The sequence below is a fragment of the Bacillus sp. FSL W8-0920 genome, from assembly GCF_038593215.1.
In the GTDB taxonomy this organism is placed as follows: Bacteria; Bacillota; Bacilli; order Bacillales; family Bacillaceae; genus Bacillus; species Bacillus pumilus.
The window spans coordinates 1,570,561-1,594,630 of sequence record NZ_CP151974.1; the positions used below are offsets into that span (position 1 = coordinate 1,570,561).

A 24,070-nucleotide genomic window follows, 5' to 3' on the forward strand; every position below is an offset into this window, starting at 1 on the left:
TGCACACTGCATAGAGGTATGGTATGATACTACTTGTGACTTGGACGGCTTGCCGATTCAAGTTTGAAAACGATGTTCCGCTGCAATGAAGAAAGAGGACATGAGCATCTGTTGGAAGGAGTTGAAAACGATGCAACATTTGATTGAAGAAATCACAAAAGAACAATTACGCACTGATCTTCCTGCGTTCCGTCCTGGTGACACTTTACGTGTACACGTTAAAGTTGTCGAGGGTACTCGTGAGCGTATCCAGATCTTTGAAGGTGTTGTAATTAAGCGTCGTGGTGGTGGAATCAGCGAAACTTTCACAGTTCGTAAGATTTCTTACGGTGTAGGCGTTGAGCGTACATTCCCTGTACACACACCAAAAATCGCTAACATCGAAGTTGTACGTCACGGTAAGGTACGTCGTGCGAAACTTTACTACCTACGTGAACTTCGCGGTAAAGCGGCTCGTATCAAAGAAATCAGACGATAATGATATCAAAGGAAAGAGCTTGTTACCTGTAACAGGCTCTTTTTTTGTACGATGTATAGAGATAATCGATAGAAGAGAAGGTGCACATATGACGATTCAATGGTTTCCAGGCCATATGGCAAAAGCAAGACGTGAAGTCACAGAAAAATTAAAGCTCATCGACATCGTATTTGAATTAACTGATGCTAGAATTCCGATGTCCTCTAGAAACCCAATGATCGAAGAAATCCTTCAGAATAAACCCAAAATCATGCTATTAAACAAAGCAGATAAAGCGGATCCTCGTGTGACAAAGGAGTGGCAGGCGCACTTTGAGCAGCAAGGCGTTCGGTCACTTGCTATTAACTCTGTCGATGGACAAGGGTTAAATCAGATCATCACAACTTCAAAAGAAATCTTAAAAGAAAAATTCGACCGCATGAAAGCAAAAGGTGTTAAACCACGTGCAATCCGGGCGCTGATTATCGGGATTCCCAACGTCGGGAAATCGACCTTAATCAATCGTTTAGCGAAAAAGAACATTGCCAAAACAGGAGACCGTCCTGGTATTACCACCTCACAGCAATGGGTGAAGGTAGGGAAAGAATTGGAACTGCTCGATACACCTGGAATCCTCTGGCCGAAGTTTGAAGATGAGAAAGTAGGACTTAGGCTAGCGGTAACTGGAGCGATCAAAGATTCTATCATCAACTTACAGGATGTCGCTGTATATGGACTTCGCTTTCTAGAAGAAAACTATCCAGAGAGATTAAAAAAACGCTATGACCTAACGGAGATCCCTGAAGATACGGCTGAGCTGTTTGATGCAATAGGTACAAAGCGCGGCTGTCTCATGAGCGGTGGATTGATTAATTACGACAAAACCACCGAAATCATTATTCGGGATATTCGAACAGAAAAATTTGGTCCCCTCACTTTTGAGAAGCCTGAAAGCTAAAAGACACGCAGCTCATGCGGGTCTTTATTTTTTGCGGAAAACTGCCGATATAAAGAAGGAGGCTGACGAAAAGCCTATGTACACAGTGAAACAAATAAAAGAACTGATAGAAAAGCATTCGCAAGACGAGTCATACATTCATGAGCTTGTAAAAGATGATAAGAGAAAAAGTGTCCAAAAACTGATAGAGAAGTGGCACAAAGAGAGAGAAAAGCAGCAGCAACTTCATGTAGCATGGAATGAGATGCTGCAATTTGAAAATAATGCTAAGGCGCAGGGATACACATGTATTGCTGGAATAGATGAAGCAGGAAGAGGACCGCTGGCAGGCCCCGTTGTAGCAGCAGCTGTCATATTAAAGGAAGATACAGTCCTGCTCGGTTTAAACGACTCAAAGCAATTATCTGAGAAAAAAAGATTGGCATATTATGACCTGATCCAAAAAGAAGCACTTGATATCGGTATCGGCATTGTTGATGCGGCTACGATTGATGAAATCAATATTTACGAGGCATCAAGACTGGCGATGGTGAGAGCGGTGGAGCAGTTAACTCATACACCTGATTATCTACTCATAGATGCCATGACGCTCCCACTTCCTATTCACCAGGAGAATATCATCAAAGGAGATGCAAAAAGTGCATCCATCGCAGCAGGTGCATGTATTGCAAAGGTGACAAGAGATCAGATGATGGAAGAATACGGGCGTAAGTACCCTGAGTATCAATTTGAAAAACATAAAGGGTACGGAACAAAAGAGCATTTGGCTGCCATTCAAACACATGGAGCTGCCCCAATCCATCGATTATCGTTTGCACCAGTGAAATCCGTTATCTCATAAATTTTTGACCTAAGGAGGCTGCCTGTGATGACAAGAGTTGAGGACATACATACAGCACTGAATAGCCGGTTAAGTGCGGCAGAATCTGTGCCATTAAACACCGAAGGAAAGGAAAATGTGCATCGGCTGATTCTCGGTAAAGTACTGAAAATGCTTGGAGATGATACAGCCCTTGTTCAAATAGGCTCAACAAAAATAAAAGCACAGCTAGCGGCTCAGCTCAAAGCAGACGCATTTTATTGGTTCCAATTTGAACAAGAGGGTGGAGACAGCCTCAATAAACTAAGGCCAGTCCAGCAATTTGATCAAGATCCTAAGACATTAAAGGATGCCGCTGCCAAACTATTAGAAGGTCTCTCTCTGAAAAGCGGACTTGAAAACATTCTAACAGCCACAGCTTTTTTAAAAGAAAAATCGGTTATCAACGAAACAGAGTTAAAAACGGCAGTGAAGTGGATCGAACAGCTTCAAGGAGCTGATGTGAAAAAAGGTCTCCAGGCACTTTTATTTGCTTTAAAGAAAGACTTGCCGATCCAGGAAGGAGTGCTTCAATCCATTTTAGCTGTGAAATCATCCTCTGCTCTTCATCAGGATATGACAGCGCTGCTAGAACGCTTAACACAGCTCCCGAAGCACTCAGACGCCACACAGGCGCTTACACAAGCCGTTCGATCAGTCATAGATGCTGAGACGTCTGTCCATGCAGAAAAGCTCTTATCGGTCCTTCTAGCAGCAAGAGAAGGGGCGATGAAGCAAGGAGGAAGTCTACCTGTAACGCCTCAGCCCAATCTGACTCAACCAAAAGAAAATAGCCAAACTCCAATCGCTCAAGAGCGTCAGACGACCCAAGTTCTTCAATCTAACGTGCAGCAATCAATAAGCCCAAAAGAGCTGCAAATCCCGCCTCAGCAAATTGAGCGGATACTTACAAGTTTAATAAAACAAGGCGCAGATGGGCAGCAAGAGCCTAGCTTAAAACAGCTCACATCATTGCTGCAAGGGCTTCAGCAGGCTGGATCTCAGCCTGACGCAAAAGCATCTGTGCTTCAAAAAGAATTTCCGTTCCTGTCAAAAATAGAGGCAAAAGCATTGGCTCAGGTGGTGCAGCAGACGGAACCCGCATTAAGCAATAAAACCGATGTGCTCGATTTACTCATGACGATGAAAAAGGCAATAGGTGTACGTGACGAAATCGGTATGCTGAAACTACTCGAAAAAGGCAACCAGGATGTAAAAAATCAGGAGCTTCACCAATTAAAGCTCGTCTTAAATGATGTGAGACAGTCCGATTTACCAGAGCCCGTAAAAAAAGAAGTCGATCAATTGTTTCATAGATTGAACGGGCAGTTATTTGTGCAGCAGGAGAACCAAACCATCAGCCAAATGATGGTCTCTTATCCGCTCTTTTCAAAACATAGTGTTCAAGATTTAACCTTTATTCTAAAAGGACATAAGAAAAAAGATGGCTCTATTGATATTTCTCAGTGTCGCCTTATGTTTTACTTAAACATGGAAAACCTCGAAGAAACATTAATCGACTGTACGATTCAGCAAAAGGTCATGTCAATTACAGTTGAAACCGGTCATGAACTTCAAGGAACCATTAATCCAATGATTCCAGCAGTTCGGGAGAATTTAAATGCCTTAGGATACAGCCTTACGGGAATTACAGCAAAGAAGAGACAAGAGCCAGTAGATCCGTCTCACTTTCTAGATGAACACTTTCATAAAATCAGCGAGAAAGGGCTGGACTTACGAGTATGAAGGATTCAAAACCGCTTAGAAGGGCGGTCGCTCTACATTATGATGAAGAAAAACAAAAGGCGCCAAAAGTCGTCGCGACAGGGAGCGGCTATGTGGCAGACCATATCATTGAAGAAGCAAAAAAGTCGGGAGTTCCTATCCAAGAAGACCGTAATTTAGTCGAACTCATGCGCCACTTAACGCTGGATGAGGAGATCCCTGAAGCGTTATACGATACTGTAGCAGAAATATTTTCATTTATCTATAGGTTAGATCAAAAAATGAAAAAATAAGGTAAAATAAGTGTTTTGAATGAAAAATTTATATTTTTAATAAAATAAAAGTTTGAATGTTTAGAAGGATTTTACGATTTTACATAGAACCCTAGACATTCTCTTTTTTATTCTTTAAAATGAAAGCGCAGTCTATTTTATAATTTTTGTTTCTACATATGTTGGGAGGATGGGAAATGAATATCCATGAGTACCAAGGAAAAGAAATCCTAAGAAAATATGGGGTTTCAGTTCCAAATGGTAAAGTAGCATTTACACCTGATGAAGCAGTGAAAGCATCAGAAGAGCTAGAAAGCTCTGTATATGTCGTAAAAGCACAGATTCATGCAGGCGGCCGTGGTAAAGCAGGCGGGGTAAAAATTGCAAAAACAAAAGATGAAGTGAAAGGGTTTGCAGAGGAATTGCTCGGCAAAACACTTGTCACACATCAAACTGGGCCTGAGGGGCGCGAAATAAAACGCTTACTTATTGAAGAAGGCTGCGATATTCAAAAGGAGTACTACGTTGGACTTGTTTTGGACAGAGCGACATCAAGAATTGTATTGATGGCTTCTGAAGAAGGCGGTACTGAAATTGAAGAAGTAGCAGAAAAAACGCCAGAAAAAATCGTCAAAGTGGTCATCGACCCAGCGATTGGATTGCAAGGCTATCAGGCGAGAGAAGTAGCGTTTAAAATTAATATTCCAACAAAATTAGTTGGCCAAGCTGTTAAGTTTATGACAAGTCTTTACAATGCGTTCGTTGAAAAAGATTGTTCAATTGCTGAGATTAATCCACTTGTTGTAACAGGCGATGGAAAAGTCATGGCACTTGATGCGAAATTAAACTTTGATAGCAATGCCTTATATAGACAAAAAGATATATTAGAATACCGTGACCTTGATGAAGAGGATCCAAAAGAAATTGAAGCATCTAAATATGATCTAAGCTACATTTCTCTAGATGGAAATATTGGCTGTATGGTCAATGGTGCAGGTCTTGCGATGTCTACAATGGATATCATCAAGCATTACGGCGGGGACCCTGCAAACTTCCTGGATGTTGGCGGCGGTGCAACAGCTGAAAAAGTAACGGAAGCATTTAAAATCATCTTATCTGATCAAAATGTAAAAGGGATTTTCGTGAACATTTTTGGCGGCATCATGAAATGTGATGTCATTGCAGAAGGTGTCGTTGAAGCGACGAAACAAGTCGGCTTAACATTACCACTCGTTGTACGTCTTGAAGGAACAAACGTTGAATTAGGGAAGAAAATCCTGAGCGATTCAGGCTTAAATATCACTTCTGCTGAGTCTATGGCTGACGGGGCAGAAAAGATTGTATCTTTAGTCAAGTAGAGCAGAAAGGCAGGGAACCTAAATGAGTGTATTTATTAATAAAAATACGAGAGTAATTGTTCAGGGGATTACCGGTTCAACCGCATTGTTCCATACAAAACAAATGATTGAGTACGGAACAAATATTGTTGGCGGTGTCACACCTGGAAAAGGTGGAACTGAAGTAGAAGGAGTTCCTGTATTTAATACAGTATCTGAAGCTGTTCAAACAACTGGAGCAAATGCTTCTGTTATCTATGTACCAGCACCATTTGCAGCAGATGCCATTTTAGAGGCTGTTGATGCAGAAGTCGATCTAGTCATTTGTATTACAGAACATATTCCAGTACTTGACATGGTCAAAGTAAAACGGTATATGGAAGGGAAAAAGACAAGACTTGTTGGCCCTAACTGCCCAGGTGTCATTACACCTGAAGAATGTAAGATTGGGATCATGCCAGGCTACATTCATAAAAAAGGTCATGTGGGGGTTGTTTCTCGTTCTGGAACGCTTACATATGAAGCGGTACATCAGCTTTCAGAAGCTGGCGTTGGTCAATCGACAGCTGTAGGAATCGGCGGAGACCCTGTCAATGGGACAAACTTTATTGATGTATTAAAAGCATTCAATGAAGACCCTGATACACATGCTGTCATTATGATCGGTGAAATTGGCGGTACGGCTGAAGAAGAAGCAGCTGAATGGGTAAAAGCAAATATGACAAAGCCAGTTGTTGGCTTTATTGGCGGTAAAACGGCGCCTCCAGGAAAACGCATGGGACATGCTGGTGCCATTATTTCTGGTGGTAAAGGAACAGCTGATGAAAAAGTAAAAACAATGCGTGAATGTGGAATTGAAGTGGCAGAGACACCATCTGTCATGGGAGAAACTTTGATTAAAGTACTAAAAGAGAAGAATCTCTTTGAAGCTTGTAAAACGCATTAATGACACAAGAAGACTTGTTCTTTGACAAGTCTTCTTCTTTCTATCTTAAACAGGAGGAATGGTATGTACAACGTGTCCGAAAGAATGATTTTTCACCGCTTAAAAGGCCTCATCTCACCCTCTTTGTTAACAAAATGGTGGAAAGTCGATCCTGAGCTATATATAAATGAAGAAACACATCATTTCAAACAGGATCGATCATTACAAACAATCGACTTTACCCGCTTAAAACAAGCCGAAGAAAAAGAATTCCCCATTTTTCAACACATCGTTCAAGCCTATTTAAAGCAAAACATTCACATGATTCCCATCACATCACCCTTATATCCCAGCACACTAAAACATATTTATGATCCTCCCCCTGTGTTATTCCTAAAAGGAAACATATCGTATTTAAATGAAGAAAAAAGTTTAGGTGTAGTAGGCACACGAGTTCCATCGTCTTATGGAGAAGCATGTGTGAAGAAAATTGTTGGTGAGCTTGTAAAGGAAGAGTGGACGATTGTCAGTGGCTTAGCAAAAGGCATTGATGGACTTGCACATAAAGAGTGCATTAGGAATAAAGGGAAAACGATCGGTATTATAGCAGGCGGATTTCAGCACTTATACCCAAAGGAACATGTGCAAATGGCTGAATACATGGGCGAGCATCATTTGCTTTTATCTGAGCATCCGCCTTACGTCAAACCAGAAAAGTGGCATTTTCCTTTGAGGAATCGTTTAATTAGTGCGCTCACAAGTGGAACCATCGTGATTCAGTGCAAAGAAAAGAGCGGTTCACTCATTACCGCCTATCAAGCACTTGAGCAAGGCAAAGAGGTATTTGCGGTTGCAGGATCAATCTTTGATCCTAATTCCACAGGTCCAGCCAGACTTATACAGCAGGGAGCAAAGCTTGTTCATTCAACGAAGGATATTTTAGAGGAATTCTCCTTCCGCAGCGTTCAATATACTGAACTCTCATAAAAATATCGTTTGACAAAAGACATAGGAATATTTAATAATAGTGAGGATTTAAGTTTACACTTTGTTTTTCGTGTTTATAATGATGTTCATCATAAAGAATTTTTCATGATTGCCTGTTAGATAGGTGCAATTAACATAAATATGAATTGTGAAATGTATAAAGAGAGAACACCTCTTAAGGGGGATTTTGAGTATGGCTGATTATTTAGTCATCGTTGAGTCGCCAGCCAAGGCGAAAACGATTGAGCGTTATTTAGGTAAAAAGTATAAAGTAAAGGCTTCAATGGGGCACATAAGAGATTTACCGAAAAGTCAGCTTGGTGTTGACACTGAGCATGACTTCGAACCGAGGTATATTACAATTCGCGGGAAAGGCCCCGTATTAAAAGAATTAAAAACAGCTGCGAAAAAAGTAAAGAAAGTCTATCTCGCAGCTGACCCCGATAGAGAGGGAGAAGCGATTGCTTGGCATTTAGCGCATAGTCTTGACCTTGACCTCTCTTCTGACTGCCGCGTTGTCTTTAACGAGATTACAAAAGATGCTATTAAAGATTCCTTTAAGCATCCACGCATGATCAATATGGATTTAGTTGATGCACAGCAGGCAAGACGGATCTTAGATCGTCTCGTTGGGTATAAAATTAGTCCGATTTTATGGAAGAAAGTGAAAAAGGGCTTAAGTGCTGGTCGTGTTCAATCAGTTGCACTTCGCCTGATTATTGATCGCGAGAATGAAATTAATGAATTTAAACCAGAAGAATACTGGACAATTGACGGTACATTCCTAAAAGGAAAAGAAAGCTTCGAAGCGAGCTTCTTTGGCGTCAATGGCAAAAAGCATCCACTGAAAACAAAAGAAGATGTAAAAGAAATCCTTTCGAAACTAAAAGGGAGCAAATTCTCTGTAGAGAAAGTGACGAAAAAAGAGCGTAAACGCAACCCAGCTGTTCCGTTTACAACATCTACTTTACAGCAGGAAGCTGCGAGAAAATTAAACTTCCGTGCGAAAAAGACGATGATGATTGCACAGCAATTATATGAAGGAATTGATCTTGGTAAAGAAGGTACAGTCGGACTCATTACATACATGAGAACGGACTCAACACGTATTTCCAATACGGCGATTGAAGAAGTATCTGCTTTCATTGATCAGACGTACGGTAAGAATTTCTTAAATACAACAAAACGAACCGCTAAAAAGAATGAAAATGCACAAGATGCTCACGAAGCCATCAGACCGACATCTACGCTAAGAAAACCAGCAGATGTCAAACATGTTTTAAGCCGAGATCAACTTCGTCTGTATAAATTGATTTGGGAACGATTCGTCGCAAGCCAAATGGCGCCGGCTGTTCTTGATACAATGAGTGTGGACCTTGATAATAACGGGCTTACATTCCGTGCTAACGGAAGCAAAGTGAAATTCCCTGGATTCATGAAGGTATATGTAGAAGGGAAAGACGACCAGCTAGAAGAAAAGGACAAAATGCTGCCTGATCTTAAAGAAGGTGATACGGTTCTTTCAAAAGATATCGAACCTGAACAGCACTTCACGCAGCCGCCTCCGCGCTACACTGAGGCAAGACTTGTCAAAACGCTTGAAGAGCTAGGTATAGGCCGTCCGTCTACGTATGCACCAACATTAGATACGATTCAAAAGCGCGGCTATGTCGCACTTGATAATAAACGGTTTATCCCAACAGAGCTTGGGGAAATTGTTCTCAACTTAATCATTGAATTCTTCCCTGAAATCATTAACGTGGAATTCACAGCGAAAATGGAAAAAGAACTTGATAGCGTTGAAGAAGGTACGATCGAATGGGTTCGTATTATCGACAGCTTCTATCAAGACTTTGCAAAACGGGTCGAAAAAGCGGAAGCAGAAATGCAAGAAGTTGAGATTGAGCCTGAATACGCCGGAGTTGACTGTGAAGAGTGTGGACATCCGATGGTGTACAAAATGGGTCGATACGGTAAGTTCATGGCTTGCTCTAACTTTCCTGACTGCCGTAACACAAAACCAATTGTGAAAGATATTGGTGTGAAATGCCCGACATGTCATGAAGGAAACATTGTTGAACGAAAATCTAAGAAGCGCCGCATTTTTTATGGCTGTGATCGTTTTCCAGAGTGTGAATTCGTCTCTTGGGACAAACCGATTGAAAGAAAGTGTCCAAAATGCGAAAATATGCTTGTAGAGAAAAAGCTGAAAAAAGGCATGCAAGTTCAATGTGTGAATTGTGATTATAAAGAGGAACAACAAAAATAGCGGTGAGCAGCCTTGTTCACCTGCTTTTTTATGTCATCAAACAGAACTTACGAAATAGGAGAGTTGTACAATGAGTCAATTTGTAAATGTGATCGGAGCAGGTTTAGCTGGAAGTGAAGCGGCATGGCAAATTGCTAAACGCGGAATTAAAGTCAACTTGTATGAAATGAGACCTGTCAAACAAACGCCAGCTCACCACACAGATAAATTTGCAGAGCTTGTATGCAGCAATTCACTGCGTGCCAACGCTTTGACAAATGCGGTCGGTGTATTAAAGGAAGAAATGCGTCATTTAGATTCAGCGATTATCGCAGCTGCAGATGAAAGCTCAGTTCCTGCTGGCGGAGCGCTTGCAGTAGATCGTCATGAATTTGCAGCAAACGTTACTGATCGCGTAAAAAATCACCCGAATGTGACAGTTTTTCAAGAAGAAGTGCAAAGCATTCCAGAAGGTCCAACAATTATTGCGACAGGCCCACTTACATCTGAAGCACTTTCAAAAGAATTAAAATCGTTAACTGGTGAAGAATATCTGTACTTCTACGATGCAGCGGCTCCTATCCTAGAGAAAGATAGCATTGATATGGATAAGGTGTACTTGAAATCACGTTATGACAAAGGAGAAGCTGCTTATTTAAACTGTCCAATGACAGAAGAAGAATTCGATCGTTTTTACGACGCGCTTATTTCTGCTGAAACTGTGCCATTAAAAGAGTTCGAAAAAGAAATCTTCTTTGAAGGCTGTATGCCAATTGAAGTCATGGCGAAAAGAGGAAAGAAAACGATGTTGTTTGGTCCGATGAAGCCAGTAGGACTTGAAGATCCGAAAACAGGAAAAAGACCTTATGCTGTTGTTCAATTAAGACAAGATGATGCAGCAGGCACTTTATATAACATCGTCGGCTTCCAGACACATCTGAAGTGGGGCGACCAAAAGGAAGTATTCCGCTTGATTCCAGGTCTTGAAGAAGCAGAGATTGTTCGTTATGGCGTGATGCACCGCAATACATTCATTAACTCACCAAGTCTTTTAAAACCAACGTATCAGTTTAAAAATAGAGAAGATCTATTCTTTGCCGGACAAATGACAGGCGTTGAAGGCTATGTCGAGTCCGCAGCTTCCGGACTAGTGGCTGGAATTAACGCCGCTCGTTTTGTCAAAGGAGAAGAGCTTGTGACACTTCCGGAGGAAACAGCGATCGGCAGCATGGCTTATTACATCACATCGACAAACAAGAAAAGCTTCCAGCCAATGAATGCGAATTTTGGTTTGTTGAAAGATCTTGGTGTTCGCATTAAAAACAAACAAGAGCGTTATGCGGAGTACGCTAAGCGCGCAATCGAAACTATTCAAACTATTTCGAAATCTCTGTAGTAAATCATTGCACGGAAAGCAAGATATGTGATACCATTTAAAAGCCTTAAAGAGGTGTAAAAATGACGAATAAACAGCGTCTTGTCCACTTATTCATTGAATATCTGCAAATTGAAAAAAACTATTCTGCTTTAACCATCTCAGGATATACAGAAGCGATTGAAGAGTTTGTCAGATTTATGAACGTTCAAGGAATAGACGGTTTTGAAGAGGTATCCTATCAAGATACGAGAATTTATTTAACAGAAGCTTATGAAAAAGGCCTGACAAGAAGAACGATTAGTAAGAAAGTCTCTGCGCTTCGCAGCTTTTATAAATTTCTATTAAGAGAACAGCTTGTGAAAGAAAATCCTTTTTTACTCGTTAGCTTACCAAAGCAGGATAAGCGAATTCCTTCATTTTTGTATGAAGAGGAACTAAAAGAGCTTTTTACAGTTTCTGATGTCAGCACACCGCTTGGGCAAAGAAACCAAGCGATTTTAGAACTTCTTTATGCAACAGGTATGAGGGTCAGTGAGTTATGTTCATTAAAAGAATCTGATCTTGATTTATCGATGGATACAGTGCTTGTTCATGGAAAAGGCAGCAAGCAGCGGTATGTTCCTTTTGGTTCATATGCTCATGAAGCGCTCATCACTTATTTAGAGGATGGAAGGCTAAAGCTGAAAGCGAAGGGGAATGATCGTGCTGATGCATATGTGTTTTTGAATCAGCGCGGGGCGCCTCTTACAGACAGAGGCGTTCGATTCATTCTCACTGAACTAATGAAAAAGGCGTCAGGCACATTACATATCCATCCTCACATGTTAAGGCACACCTTTGCCACACACCTCTTAAATGAGGGGGCAGATTTGAGAAGTGTTCAAGAACTTCTTGGTCATTCGAATTTATCATCAACTCAGGTGTACACGCATGTATCAAAAGATTCTTTAAGGAAAACGTACATGTCTCATCACCCAAGGGCTTTTAAACGATCCTAAAAGGAGGTTTTTTCATGTCATCATTTCATGCAACAACCATCTTTGCCGTTCAACACAAAGGAAAAAGTGCGATGGCTGGAGACGGTCAAGTCACTTTCGGGCAGGCTGTCGTGATGAAACACACAGCAAAAAAAGTGCGCCGTCTTTTCGGAGGCAAGGTGCTTGCAGGTTTTGCAGGTTCAGTAGCAGATGCATTTACACTCTTTGAAAAGTTTGAAACGAAGCTTGAAGAATATGGTGGTAACTTAAAGCGGGCAGCCGTAGAACTAGCAAAAGAATGGCGTAGTGACAAGATGCTTAGACAGCTTGAGGCCATGCTGATCGTTATGAACAAAGACAGCATCCTGCTTGTCTCTGGGACAGGAGAGGTCATCGAACCAGATGACGGTATTTTGGCCATCGGCTCAGGCGGCAATTATGCGCTTAGCGCCGGGAGAGCACTCAAAACACATGCAGGTGATCATCTCACAGCAAGAGATATTGCAAAGGCAGCTCTTGAAACCGCTGGAGAAATCTGTGTCTACACGAACGATCAAATCACTTTAGAAGAGCTTGAATAGAAAGGACATGAGACGTATGGAGAAAAAGCCGTTCACCCCAAGAGAGATAGTTGAAAAGCTTGATCAATACATTATTGGTCAGCTTGATGCGAAAAAAGCAGTGGCGGTGGCTTTAAGAAACCGTTACAGAAGAAGCCTTTTACATGATAAGCTAAAGGATGAAGTCGTTCCGAAAAACATTTTAATGATCGGCCCAACAGGTGTGGGGAAAACAGAGATTGCCCGCAGAATTGCAAAAATTTCTGGTGCGCCTTTTATTAAAGTGGAAGCGACGAAGTTTACTGAAGTTGGTTACGTCGGCCGTGATGTAGAATCGATGGTCAGAGATCTAGTTGAGACAGCGATCCGAATTGTCAAAGAAGAAAAGATGAAAGACGTTCAAGAAGAAGCAGAAAAACAAGCAAATAAACGTCTTGTTCATTTACTTGTTCCTGGCAAGAAAAAAAGCCAGTCTGTGAAAAATCCTTTTGAGATGCTGTTTGGTGGTTCTGATGAAGATGACCGTGATCGAGATCAATCAAGTGAAGAAGTTGAACTTGAATCGACAAGAAAGCGAATCGCTCATCAACTGGCTATGGGCGAACTTGAAGATCATTACGTCACGATCGAAGTCGAAGAGCAGCAGCCATCCATGTTTGATATGCTTCAGGGCTCGGGTATGGAGCAAATGGGCATGAACATGCAGGATGCGCTCGGCAATCTCATGCCTAAAAAGAAAAAACGCAGAAAGCTGACCGTCAGAGAAGCAAGAAAGGCGTTAACAGCTGAGGAAGCTTCAAAACTGATTGACATGGATGAAGTCAGTCAAGAAGCTGTCTATAAAGCAGAGCAGCAAGGAATTATTTTTATCGACGAAATCGATAAAATCGCTAAAAGCGGTGGTGCATCATCTGCAGATGTTTCTCGTGAAGGGGTTCAACGTGATATTTTACCGATTGTAGAAGGTTCAACTGTGATGACGAAATATGGGGCAGTGAAAACAGACCATGTGCTTTTTGTAGCAGCAGGTGCATTTCATATGGCAAAACCATCAGATTTGATTCCAGAGCTTCAAGGGCGCTTCCCAATTCGTGTAGAATTAGATAAATTAAGTATCGAAGACTTTGTGAAAATCTTAACGGAACCAGATAATGCATTATTAAAGCAATATAAAGCTTTACTTGAAACAGAAGGTATATCTCTTGAATTTTCTGACGATGCTATTCATAAGATTGCCGAAGTGGCTTATCATGTCAATCAGGAGACAGATAACATCGGTGCAAGAAGGCTTCATACCATACTTGAAAAGCTGCTTGAAGAGCTTTCATTTGAGGCGCCTGATATTACACTAGGGACAGTGACCATTACCCCTCAGTATGTAGAAGAGAAGCTAGGAAAGATTGCGAATAACAAAGACTTAAGTCAATTTATACTTTAACAAATGAATAAAGTAATCTAGGAGGATCATTAATATGGCGTTACTACAAAAAACAAGGATTATTAACTCAATGCTGCAAGATGCAGCGGGGAAACCAGTTAATTTTAAGGAAATGGCAGAAACGTTGAGAGATGTCATTGATTCAAACATTTTCGTATTAAGCAGAAGAGGGAAGCTTCTAGGCTACTCGATCAACCAGCAGATTGAAAATCCGCGTATGAAGAAAATGCTTGAAGACCGTCAGTTCCCTGAAGAATATACAAAGAGTCTATTTAACATCCCTGAAACATCTTCAAATCTTGACATTAACAGTGAGTATACAGCTTTCCCGATTGAGAACCGTGATTTATTTGAATCAGGTTTGACAACCATTGTTCCAATTATCGGAGGAGGAGATCGTTTAGGGACGTTAATCCTGTCTCGTTTGCAAGATACATTCAAAGATGATGATTTAATTCTTGCTGAATACGGTGCAACAGTTGTTGGAATGGAGATCCTTCGTGAGAAATCAGAGGAAATCGAAGAAGAAGCAAGAAGTAAAGCTGTTGTCCAAATGGCGATTAGTTCTCTTTCATATAGTGAGCTTGAAGCCATTGAGCACATCTTTGAAGAACTTGATGGCAACGAAGGGCTTCTAGTGGCAAGTAAAATTGCTGACCGTGTAGGAATCACTCGTTCAGTGATCGTGAACGCCTTACGTAAGTTAGAAAGTGCAGGCGTCATCGAATCTCGTTCTCTTGGAATGAAGGGAACGTATATCAAAGTGTTAAACAACAAATTTTTAATTGAACTTGAAAATTTAAAATCTCATTAATCAAAAACCCTTTTCAGCAGAAATACAAGCTGAAAAGGGTTTTTTTTTATAAAAAAAGAGGATTTGTCCGAAAAATGACACTCTTTTTTCCAAGAAAACCCTTACAATTCTTAGTTCTTTGAATCTAGGTCTTTATACCTATTCGTAAAATAGATATATATTACGAGTTTTTTTTACATATACATCATAGACTTTAATCCTATTATTTCTTACAATGAACATATGGTTTTACAAATCTCGACATGATTAAATGGAATGAAATACATATGATTGGAGGTATATGGTTTTGGATATATTTTCTGGAACGATAAGCAACCTTGAGAATGCCTTGGGCAGAGCGAATGTTAAGCAAAAAGTCATAAGCAATAATATCGCGAATATAGACACACCGAACTACAAGTCGAAAAACGTCGCATTTCATGATATGCTAAACGATGCGTCGATCAAGTTAGATGCTAAAAAAACATACCAAGGTCACATTGATTTTTCTAAAACAGGGTCTAATTATTCAGTTGTTTCGAGCAACCGTACTTCATATCAAGAAAACGGAAATAATGTCGATATTGATCAAGAGATGAGTGAACTCGCTAAAAACCAAATTCAGTATAATGCGTTGGTTGAAAGAATGAGTGGAAAATTCAATTCTCTTAAAACAGTTTTGACAGGAGGTAAGTGATGTCAATTTTTTCAGGCGTTAACGCTTCGGCCTCTGCATTAACAGCACAGAGGCTCAGAATGGACGTTGTATCCTCTAACCTTGCAAATATGGATACAACAAGAGCGAAACAGGTTGATGGCAACTGGGAGCCTTATAGACGTAAGCTCGTCACATTACAGCCGTCAGGTGAATCGTTTTCATCTATATTAAACTCAAGCATGAATTCGAGCGGTAAATTAGGAAACGGCGTGAAAGCAACGAAGATTACAGAAGACGAAACTCCATTCAACCTTCAATATGATCCTACAAATCCCGATGCCAATGAAAATGGATATGTTCAAACACCTAATGTTGATCCATTAAAGGAAATGGTTGACCTCATCAGCAGCTCAAGGTCATATGAAGCAAACGTGACCGCGCTAAATGCGAATAAAAGCATGTTGATGAAAGCTTTAGAAATAGGAAAGTAAGGTGAAAAGAATTGGTTAACGCAATATCTCCTTTCCAGCTTCAAGCTGCTCAGCAAGCAAGTGAATTGACAAATGCATCGTCCGTTCATGCGGCTGCACCTAAAAGTCAAACGAATTTCTCTGATGTGCTGAAGAATTCCATTGAGGCATTAAATCAATCACAGCTTAAATCAGACCAGTATACAAATGCACTTGCACAAGGAAAAGATGTCAATCTCGATGAAGTCATGATTGCCTCGCAAAAAGCGAGTGTGACACTCACAGCTGCAACGGAGTTTCGAAATAAAGCGGTCGAAGCGTACCAAGAGATTATGAGAATGCAGATGTAGGAGGTGCTGACGGACAAAAAAAGACTGAATGGAATGACCGGGGGTTAAGATGAATCGTACTTTAATGCAATTAAGAACAAAAACAGTTGAGTTTTGGCGAAATCGATCAAAATTACAAAAAATACTTATGATTGGCGGCGTTGCTGCCCTAGCAATCATTATTACGGTTGTTAGCATCTTTGCTTCTTCTGAAAAAATGGTTCCATTGTTTAGAGATTTGTCTGAGGCAGAAGCTGGGCAAATCAAACAGGAACTAGATGGCAAAAACGTTAAATCGGAACTTGCGAATAATGGAACAACGATTCTCGTTCCAGAAAAGCAGGCCGACTCTTTAAAAGTAACACTCGCATCTGAGGGTCTCCCTAAGACAGGGAATATTGATTACTCCTTCTTTGCGAATAATTCCGGCTTCGGTTTAACAGATAATGAATTTGATGTTCTGAAAGTAGACGCAACTCAGACAGAACTATCCAATCTAATCAACACGATTGATGGGATCAAAGATTCAAAAGTTATGATTAACCTGCCAAAAGATTCCGTTTTTGTTGGAGAAGAGCAAAGTAATGCATCAGCATCCATTGTGCTGCAAGTTGAACGTGGCTACACGCTCGCGCCGCAGCAAGTAAAAGGCCTTTATCATCTTATTTCAAAAAGTGTACCGAATTTAAAGACAGAAAACATTGTCATTATGGACCAAGATTCCAACTACTACGATTTAAACAGCAGTTCCGATTCCTATGCAAGTGGAATGGATGCACAGCAGCAGAAAAAAGAAGAAATCGAAAAGAACCTTCAAAGAAAAATTCAACAGCTGCTGGGAACAATGATGGGTCAAGAAAAAGTCGCTGTATCGGTCACAACAGACATTGATTTTACTGAAGAGAAAAGAAAAGAAGACCTTGTAGAACCAGTTGATAAAGAAAACATGCAAGGCATCGCTGTCAGCGCTGAAAAGATTGCTGAAACTTATTCAGGAAATGGTGCAGCAGCTGGTGGAACCGCTGGAACAGGCGACGATGATGTCACAAACTATCAAGGCGCCGATGGAGCGAATGGTAGCGGAGATTACGAAAAGAGCGAAGATCGTATCAACTATGAAGTCAACCGCATTCATAAAGATATCAAAGAGAGCCCTTATAAAATTAGAGATGTTGGCATTCAAGCATTGGTCGAACCACCAACTGCAAACGATGTGAACTCTTTAACAGCTGAAAGACAAGATGATATTAAAAAGATTCTTTCAACGATCATTAGCACGTCAATTGATAAAGAATACACAAATGGTCAAGCGCTCACTCAAGCGGACTTAGATAACAAAATTGTTTTATCTGTATCAAAATTAGACGGTAAACAGCAAACTGCAGCAGAAAACCCATCAAACAATATTCCAATTTGGGTTTATATTGCAGGCGGTGTGCTACTACTTGCAATTATCGCTCTCATTATTCTTCTTGTGCGTAAACGCAGAAAAGAAGAGGAAGAAGAGTTTGAGTTTGATGAACATACACCAATTCATGTTCCTGATATCGACACTGAACCAGAAACAGAAGAAATGGTGAGGAAAAATCAGCTTGAAAAAATGGCAAAAGATAAACCAGAAGACTTTGCTAAATTGCTACGCAGCTGGCTGTCCGAGGATTAGGAGGAATACACATGTCGAGAAAAGATTCAAATCGACTAACAGGCAGACAAAAAGCAGCAATCCTAATGATTTCCTTAGGGCTAGAGGTGTCAGCATCTGTATACAAACATCTGTCTGAAGACGAAATAGAAAAATTAACATTGGAAATTTCCAATGTGCGAAGTGTAGATACTGCTAAAAAAGATGAAATCATTGAAGAATTTCACAGCATCGCCATCGCGCAGGACTACATATCACAAGGCGGTCTTATGTACGCAAGACAAGTGCTTGAAAAAGCGCTTGGTGAGGACAAAGCGGATAGTATCTTAAACCGATTAACATCCTCACTTCAAGTGAAACCGTTTGATTTTGCTCGAAAGGCTGACCCAGAACAAATCTTAAACTTTATCCAGCATGAGCATCCACAAACCATTGCGCTCATCCTTTCCTACTTAGATCCAGTTCAAGCAGGGCAGATTTTATCTGAATTAGGTGAGGAAGTACAAACAGAGGTTGCGAGACGTATTGCTTTAATGGATCGCACATCTCCAGAGATCATCAATGAAGTGGAACGCATTCTTGAACAAAAACTTTCTTCAACCTTTACGCAAGACTATACGCAAACGGGCGGAGTCGAAGCGGTTGTAGAAGTACTAAATGGTGTAGACCGTGCGACCGAGAAGACCATTTTAGACACTCTTGAAATTCAAGATCCTGAGCTTGCTGATGAAATTAAGAAACGTATGTTTGTCTTTGAGGATATTGTCACTCTTGACAGCAGAGCGATTCAGCGCGTGATCAGAGATGTTGAAAATGATGACTTATTGCTTGCACTCAAAGTGGCAAGCGAAGAGGTCAAAGAAATTGTCTTCCGCAACATGTCACAGAGAATGGTCGAAACGTTCAAAGAAGAAATGGAGTTTATGGGACCTGTCCGGCTTAGAGATGTCGAGGAAGCACAAACCCGTATTGTCAGCATCGTAAGACGACTCGAGGAAGCTGGAGAAATCGTCATAGCTCGAGGCGGAGGAGACGATATCATTGTCTAGGATTATCAAACATGAAACATCTGTTATTCCTGAGCAAGGCCGGCAAACGATTCCTTTGCAGCAAGTGGAGTTCAAAAAAGAACATCATGAAGAAGAGCTTGTCAATGAAACAGAAGTGTCGCAGCTTGTACTAAGTGATGCTGAAGATCAAGCAAGCCGTATAGTAGAACAAGCAAATAGTGAGCTTGAAAAAACAATGGCTGAAATCAATCAGCGCCGCGCTGATTTTGAAGAAGAAAGAATGCAGCTTATTGAAGAAGCGAAACAAGCAGGTTATCAAGATGGCTTCCAAAAGGGTGAAGCAGATGCGATGAGTCAGTACCGATCAATTCTTGATCAAGCAAATGACATTGTCAGTCTTGCCAAGCAGGATTACGAAGAAAAAATTGAAAGCTCCGCAGAAAAAATTGTGGAACTGGCTTTTGAACTCGCCAAACGTGTTTGGTACTCGGCTGAGGACACGAAAGATCAATTTTTGGCTCTCGTGAAGCAGGTCATTTCTGAAGTGAAAGAATATGACGATATTTCCATCTATGTTGACCCTGAACATTACGATCATGTGATGGAGTATAAAGACGAATTAATCAGAATCCTTCAAAAGGATACACACCTTGCCATTTACTCGGATGAAAAAGCGCCAAAAGGGACTTGTTACGTAGAAACAAGCTTTGGAAAAGTGGAAGCGAGTGTTGATACACAAATGAATCAGTTGAAAGAAAAGCTACTAGAAGTCATTGATTCAGGTGATCACAAATGAACATCGATGTGTTAAAAGAAACGATTGAAACCGCAGATCCTTATAAACGATTTGGTAAAGTCAATCGAGTTGTTGGACTGATGATTGAATCTAAGGGGCCGGAAAGTTCTATCGGAGACGTGTGTCTCATTCATAAAAAGGGGCGTAAGCACGATCCAATAAAAGCAGAGGTCGTAGGGTTTAGAGATGAAAATATTCTGCTCATGCCTTATGTAGAAGCATCCAATATTTCACCAGGAAGTCTAGTTGAAGCGACAGGTGAGTCGCTGAAGGTCAAAGTTGGGACTGGGTTAATTGGCGAAGTTGTTGATGCCTTCGGTGAACCGCTGGACGGCAGTATGCTTCCAAAGGGACTTGCACCTGTTTCGACAGATCAGTCACCTCCAAACCCGATGGACAGGCCACCTATTCGTGAAAAAATGGGCGTTGGTGTCAGAGTGATTGACAGTCTGCTTACAGTCGGCACTGGTCAGCGGATCGGTATTTTTGCCGGAAGTGGTGTTGGAAAAAGTACCTTAATGGGGATGATTGCTAAGCAGACAGAAGCAGACCTCAATGTCATTGCCCTTGTTGGAGAGCGTGGCCGGGAAGTTCGTGAGTTTATTGAAAAGGATTTAGGTACCGAGGGACTAAAGCGATCGATTGTTGTCGTCGCAACTTCTGACCAGCCTGCACTGACGAGAATGAAGGCTGCTTATACAGCAACAGCTATTGCAGAATATTTTAGAGACAGAGGCAAAAACGTCATGTTCATGATGGACTCTGTTACACGGGTCGCTATGGCACAAAGGGAAATCGGTCTTGCAACTGGTGAACCGCCAACGACAAAAGGATATACGCCTTCGGTGTTCGCTATACTGCCAAAATTACTTGAACGAACTGGAACAAATCAGCTTGGTTCTATCACAGCGTTTTACACAGTGCTTGTTGATGGTGACGATATGAATGAGCCAATCGCTGATACAGTCAGGGGAATCTTAGATGGCCACATTGTACTTGATCGTGCTTTAGCCAACAAAGGACAATTTCCTGCTGTCAATATTCTGAAAAGTATCAGCCGTGTTATGAGCAATATCGCAAGTCATGATCACAAGGAGGCGGCCAACCGGTTCCGTCAGCTTTTATCCACTTATCAAAACGCTGAGGACCTCATTAACATTGGAGCATATAAAAAAGGCTCCTCGAAAGACATTGATGATGCCATGCAGGCTTATCCTCATCTGATTTCATTTTTGAAGCAGGATGTAGAAGAGGCTGTATCTATTGAAGACAGTGTGAATGTATTGCTCGGTTTGATGAATAGAGAGGATTGACAAAAACAGTGAGATATCAATACAAATTTCAAAAGCTCTTAGAACTGAAAGAAAGTGAAAAAGACAAGTCACTCGCAGCGTACCAACAATCCGTTTCGGCATTTGAGCAAGTCGCTGAAAAGCTCTATGAAAATATGAGTAAAAAAGAATTAATGGAAAAAAGCAAAGAAGAAAAGCTGAGAAGTGGTATGAGTGTTCAAGAAATGCGTCATTATCAGCAATTTGTGACCAATTTAGATAACACCATTCAGCATTATCAGCAGCTTGTGATCATGAAACGCCATCAAATGAATGAAAAACAATCTGATTTAACTGAAAAAAACATCGAGTTTAAAAAGTTTGAAAAAATGAAAGAAAAGCAGTACGAAAAGTTTTCCCTTGAACATAAGGCCATTGAAATGAAAGAAATGGATGATATCTCTATCAGCCAATTCATGTTTCAAGGACATTAGGAGTCGAGATGAATGCCTAAGAAGGAAAAAACGAAAGAATCAAGCGGCGGTAAATTTCAATGGATCTTGTTTATTGTCATCATCCCATTGATTGTGCTTGTGTTAGTGACTGGCACAATCCTTTATATGGCAGGTTTTGATCTAAAGAAACCGCTCCAAAACATTCCGGGCGTCAGTAGTTTGGTTGGTTCAGATGACACCTCAAAAACGTCATCTTCACATAATAATCAAAGCGATGCAGAATTGAAGGAACTGAAAAAGACCATTAAAGAGCAAAAGAATGAACTTGAAATTGCACAAAAAGACTTAAAAACAAGTGATGAAGAGATTAAAAGACTGAATCAAAAAATCAGTTCACTTGAAAAAACATCTGAAAATGATGCGAATGATAAGTCAGCGGATGACAGTTCATCAAATAGCAGCTCATCAAGCGATACATCAGGTAATAATGCATCAGGGACAACTTCTGATGGGGCAGCAGCCTCTAACCAGAAACCGAAAGGGAAGATTGCCAGTATCTATGAAAGCATGGACGCAGGGAAATCCGCCAAAATTTTATCAGAATTAAGTGATAAAGAGGCATTGAAGATTCTTGAAGAGCTGAGCAAAAATAAACTAACAGACATATTAGCAAAACTAACACCTCAGAAGGCAGCTACGTTTACGAAAGAGCTTTCTAAAAAAGAAAGTGAAAATGGGGGTGGGCAATAAGTGAAGCTATTGGATATTGGAGCCTTACAGCAATCGTCTCAAGGTCTCTCGGGACCAAAGGGGAGCGGCGCGGCATCTGCAAGCGGGTTGTTTAAACAATTACTTAGCGGGGCAGGCGCACAAAGCGGCCTTGTGAATGCTGAAACAGCGGGTGCCACTCTTTCCATCAATGATGCGATGCAAATCATTGAAAAATGGATGCAATCGCCTGAAGAAGGCATCAACGGAGACCTTCTTAGCGCGCTTCAAACACTTCAAGGTCAAACGCTTGATTCGTCTGATCTCAAGTCACTAGAAGAGCTATTTCAAAAAATGGAATCATCCATTTACGGTGATCAAACGGATAAGTCAGCTTCTGAACATAGTGAGCAGCTCATACAAGTCCACTTTTTCATATATCAACTACTCAATCAACAGCCGCTCAGCTTTGATGCAAAGCTAGTGCAAGATATTGAAGCAAAGGGTCAAGACTTCATTCACTTTCTTTCAAAAAATGGAGTAGATGAGAAACTGATTCAGCAAGTAAAAGAGCAGTTTTTCTCGCAGGGTTCAGCACCAAAGCTGAATTCGATGTCTCAAAGTGAGCTGAAACACTTTAATCAGTTAATCGACCATATGATGGCAAATGCAAAAGGGTCAGACAAAGAGTTGAAGATTGCTTTAGGAGAGTTAAAAGAATTGGTCTCTCCAAGACAAGAATCTACTCTTGCTACTCCTGCAAAAGGGGCTAACTCTCTTGAATGGCTCATCAAAAAGGAAGTTGTCAAAGGACAAAGCACTGCTGCACCTGCTTCTGAAAAAACAATCACTCATACGCTGTTGCCAGGTCATAAGCAGTTTTTTCAACTGCAATCAGCAGCTCCTGTTCAGCAGACACAAACAACTGATGAAAAGCCGGGAACGGTTGATCAGCAAATTCTAAATACGTGGAAGCAAATGAAATTCACGCCATTTGGCAACTCAAGTGGGCGCTTTACAGTTCGGTTAAATCCAGAAAATCTCGGATTTATCACGATTCAGCTGACGAAGCAAAATGGTATGTATGCGAGTAAAATTACAGCTTCGACACAGGCAGCAAAAGAACTGCTAGAGCATCACCTTCCGCAGCTCAAGCAGGCGCTTCCGAATATGTCGGTTCAAGTGGACCGTTTCCATATACCGCTTCAATCAAATGAGCAGCCGTTATTTGGACAATTTAACGAAGAAAACAAGCAGCAACAGTCAAAAGGGCAGAATTTCCAAAAGCCTGATGAACAGGAAGCAGAATTCCAAGATGTACTGGATGCTCTTGTTGGGTCAGATGAAGAAGAGGAGGAGATCTAATGGCAACAGTTGATGCTACAAATAGAATAGCCGCACAAACAGACACTTCTTCAAAAGCAGAAAAGAAAACAGATACGCTTGGCAAAGATCAATTCTTGAAAATTTTGCTCACGCAGCTTCAAAACCAAGATCCGACAAACCCACTAGATGACCGTGAGTTTGTCACACAGCTTGCAACATTTTCATCTTTAGAACAGCAAACCAATATGAACGATTCTATCACCAAGCTGAATCAGCTCATGTCTACATTTGTTGCACACCAAGATCCGTTTACGACGTATGTAGGGTGGATCGGTAAAGAAGTATCGGGCAAATTGGATGATAAAGAGATATCAGGCACTGTGAAATCTGTTAAAAACATAAACAATGAATACTTCCTATATTTAGAAGATGGAACGAAAATCAGCCCTTGGGATGTTACAGCAGTTGGAGAAAAAACGAAGTAATTCGAG

General features: G+C 40.9%; 25 protein-coding genes. All 25 read left to right on the forward strand.

Annotated features, from left to right (window positions below; genetic code table 11):
• The first annotated feature begins 130 nt into the window (after window positions 1–130).
• The 25 genes from rplS (at window position 131) to flgD (ending at window position 24,064) form a co-directional block, all read left to right on the forward strand.
• Window positions 131–478 carry a 50S ribosomal protein L19 gene (gene rplS, locus NSS78_RS07795; RefSeq protein WP_003212364.1) on the forward strand — a complete coding sequence of 116 codons (348 nt, stop codon included), beginning with the start codon at window positions 131–133 and terminating at the stop codon, window positions 476–478.
• 88 nt (window positions 479–566) lie between these two features.
• Window positions 567–1,415, forward strand: a complete 849-nt coding sequence (gene ylqF, locus NSS78_RS07800; RefSeq protein WP_050945052.1) for a ribosome biogenesis GTPase YlqF — start codon at window positions 567–569, stop codon at window positions 1,413–1,415.
• A 76-nt stretch (window positions 1,416–1,491) separates the two neighbouring features.
• Window positions 1,492–2,256 (forward strand): ribonuclease HII, encoded by a 765-nt coding sequence (locus NSS78_RS07805; RefSeq protein WP_003210902.1) that lies wholly within the window; start codon window positions 1,492–1,494, stop codon window positions 2,254–2,256.
• Window positions 2,257–2,283: 27 nt separating this feature from the next.
• Window positions 2,284–4,020: a glycosyltransferase gene (locus NSS78_RS07810; RefSeq protein WP_342468327.1), complete on the forward strand. Its 1,737-nt coding sequence runs from the start codon at window positions 2,284–2,286 to the stop codon at window positions 4,018–4,020.
• On the forward strand, window positions 4,017–4,292 hold the full coding sequence (locus NSS78_RS07815; RefSeq protein WP_003211418.1) for a FlhB-like flagellar biosynthesis protein: 276 nt from the start codon (window positions 4,017–4,019) through the stop codon (window positions 4,290–4,292). Before NSS78_RS07810 ends, NSS78_RS07815 begins: the two co-directional genes overlap by 4 nt.
• A 176-nt stretch (window positions 4,293–4,468) precedes the next feature.
• On the forward strand, window positions 4,469–5,629 hold the full coding sequence (gene sucC, locus NSS78_RS07820) for an ADP-forming succinate--CoA ligase subunit beta (protein WP_003211841.1): 1,161 nt from the start codon (window positions 4,469–4,471) through the stop codon (window positions 5,627–5,629).
• A 22-nt stretch (window positions 5,630–5,651) separates the two neighbouring features.
• Complete coding sequence (sucD, locus tag NSS78_RS07825) at window positions 5,652–6,554, forward strand: succinate--CoA ligase subunit alpha (protein ID WP_003212080.1); 903 nt, start codon at window positions 5,652–5,654, stop codon at window positions 6,552–6,554.
• 63 nt (window positions 6,555–6,617) lie between these two features.
• A complete protein-coding gene (gene dprA, locus NSS78_RS07830; RefSeq protein WP_050945050.1) occupies window positions 6,618–7,520 on the forward strand; it encodes a DNA-processing protein DprA in 903 nt (300 codons plus the stop codon).
• Between the two features lie 193 nt (window positions 7,521–7,713).
• Complete coding sequence (gene topA, locus NSS78_RS07835; protein ID WP_003212237.1) at window positions 7,714–9,789, forward strand: type I DNA topoisomerase; 2,076 nt, start codon at window positions 7,714–7,716, stop codon at window positions 9,787–9,789.
• A gap of 70 nt (window positions 9,790–9,859) precedes the next feature.
• Window positions 9,860–11,164, forward strand: a complete 1,305-nt coding sequence (gene trmFO, locus NSS78_RS07840) for an FADH(2)-oxidizing methylenetetrahydrofolate--tRNA-(uracil(54)-C(5))-methyltransferase TrmFO (RefSeq protein ID WP_003212444.1) — start codon at window positions 9,860–9,862, stop codon at window positions 11,162–11,164.
• A gap of 62 nt (window positions 11,165–11,226) precedes the next feature.
• Window positions 11,227–12,144, forward strand: coding sequence for a tyrosine recombinase XerC (gene xerC, locus NSS78_RS07845; RefSeq protein ID WP_003211704.1), 918 nt, complete (start codon window positions 11,227–11,229; stop codon window positions 12,142–12,144).
• A 14-nt stretch (window positions 12,145–12,158) separates the two neighbouring features.
• Window positions 12,159–12,704 carry an ATP-dependent protease subunit HslV gene (hslV, locus tag NSS78_RS07850; protein ID WP_003211247.1) on the forward strand — a complete coding sequence of 182 codons (546 nt, stop codon included), beginning with the start codon at window positions 12,159–12,161 and terminating at the stop codon, window positions 12,702–12,704.
• Window positions 12,705–12,720: 16 nt separating this feature from the next.
• Window positions 12,721–14,121: an HslU--HslV peptidase ATPase subunit gene (gene hslU, locus NSS78_RS07855; RefSeq protein WP_003211907.1), complete on the forward strand. Its 1,401-nt coding sequence runs from the start codon at window positions 12,721–12,723 to the stop codon at window positions 14,119–14,121.
• Window positions 14,122–14,155: 34 nt separating this feature from the next.
• Window positions 14,156–14,935 (forward strand): GTP-sensing pleiotropic transcriptional regulator CodY, encoded by a 780-nt coding sequence (codY, locus tag NSS78_RS07860; RefSeq protein ID WP_003210838.1) that lies wholly within the window; start codon window positions 14,156–14,158, stop codon window positions 14,933–14,935.
• A 286-nt stretch (window positions 14,936–15,221) separates the two neighbouring features.
• Window positions 15,222–15,611, forward strand: a complete 390-nt coding sequence (gene flgB, locus NSS78_RS07865; RefSeq protein WP_012009952.1) for a flagellar basal body rod protein FlgB — start codon at window positions 15,222–15,224, stop codon at window positions 15,609–15,611.
• Window positions 15,611–16,063, forward strand: a complete 453-nt coding sequence (flgC, locus tag NSS78_RS07870) for a flagellar basal body rod protein FlgC (RefSeq protein ID WP_012009953.1) — start codon at window positions 15,611–15,613, stop codon at window positions 16,061–16,063. Before flgB ends, flgC begins: the two co-directional genes overlap by 1 nt.
• A gap of 11 nt (window positions 16,064–16,074) precedes the next feature.
• The gene (gene fliE, locus NSS78_RS07875) at window positions 16,075–16,392 is read left to right on the forward strand and encodes a flagellar hook-basal body complex protein FliE (RefSeq protein ID WP_003212183.1); all 318 of its coding nucleotides are present in this window, start codon (window positions 16,075–16,077) and stop codon (window positions 16,390–16,392) included.
• 49 nt (window positions 16,393–16,441) lie between these two features.
• The gene (gene fliF / locus NSS78_RS07880; RefSeq protein ID WP_327840672.1) at window positions 16,442–18,034 is read left to right on the forward strand and encodes a flagellar basal-body MS-ring/collar protein FliF; all 1,593 of its coding nucleotides are present in this window, start codon (window positions 16,442–16,444) and stop codon (window positions 18,032–18,034) included.
• Window positions 18,035–18,045: 11 nt separating this feature from the next.
• Window positions 18,046–19,062, forward strand: coding sequence for a flagellar motor switch protein FliG (gene fliG / locus NSS78_RS07885; protein ID WP_003210883.1), 1,017 nt, complete (start codon window positions 18,046–18,048; stop codon window positions 19,060–19,062).
• Window positions 19,055–19,819 (forward strand): flagellar assembly protein FliH, encoded by a 765-nt coding sequence (gene fliH, locus NSS78_RS07890; RefSeq protein ID WP_003212485.1) that lies wholly within the window; start codon window positions 19,055–19,057, stop codon window positions 19,817–19,819. Before fliG ends, fliH begins: the two co-directional genes overlap by 8 nt.
• The gene (fliI, locus tag NSS78_RS07895; protein ID WP_106065280.1) at window positions 19,816–21,132 is read left to right on the forward strand and encodes a flagellar protein export ATPase FliI; all 1,317 of its coding nucleotides are present in this window, start codon (window positions 19,816–19,818) and stop codon (window positions 21,130–21,132) included. The genes fliH and fliI overlap by 4 nt, the downstream gene beginning before the upstream one ends.
• An 8-nt stretch (window positions 21,133–21,140) precedes the next feature.
• Entirely contained in the window at window positions 21,141–21,584 is a 444-nt protein-coding gene (gene fliJ, locus NSS78_RS07900) for a flagellar export protein FliJ (RefSeq protein WP_034620036.1), read from the forward strand.
• Window positions 21,585–21,596: 12 nt separating this feature from the next.
• Window positions 21,597–22,295, forward strand: a complete 699-nt coding sequence (locus NSS78_RS07905) for a MotE family protein (RefSeq protein ID WP_050945049.1) — start codon at window positions 21,597–21,599, stop codon at window positions 22,293–22,295.
• Window positions 22,296–23,618, forward strand: a complete 1,323-nt coding sequence (locus tag NSS78_RS07910) for a flagellar hook-length control protein FliK (RefSeq protein WP_003210821.1) — start codon at window positions 22,296–22,298, stop codon at window positions 23,616–23,618.
• Complete coding sequence (gene flgD / locus NSS78_RS07915; RefSeq protein WP_050945047.1) at window positions 23,618–24,064, forward strand: flagellar hook assembly protein FlgD; 447 nt, start codon at window positions 23,618–23,620, stop codon at window positions 24,062–24,064. Before NSS78_RS07910 ends, flgD begins: the two co-directional genes overlap by 1 nt.
• Window positions 24,065–24,070 lie beyond the last annotated feature (6 nt).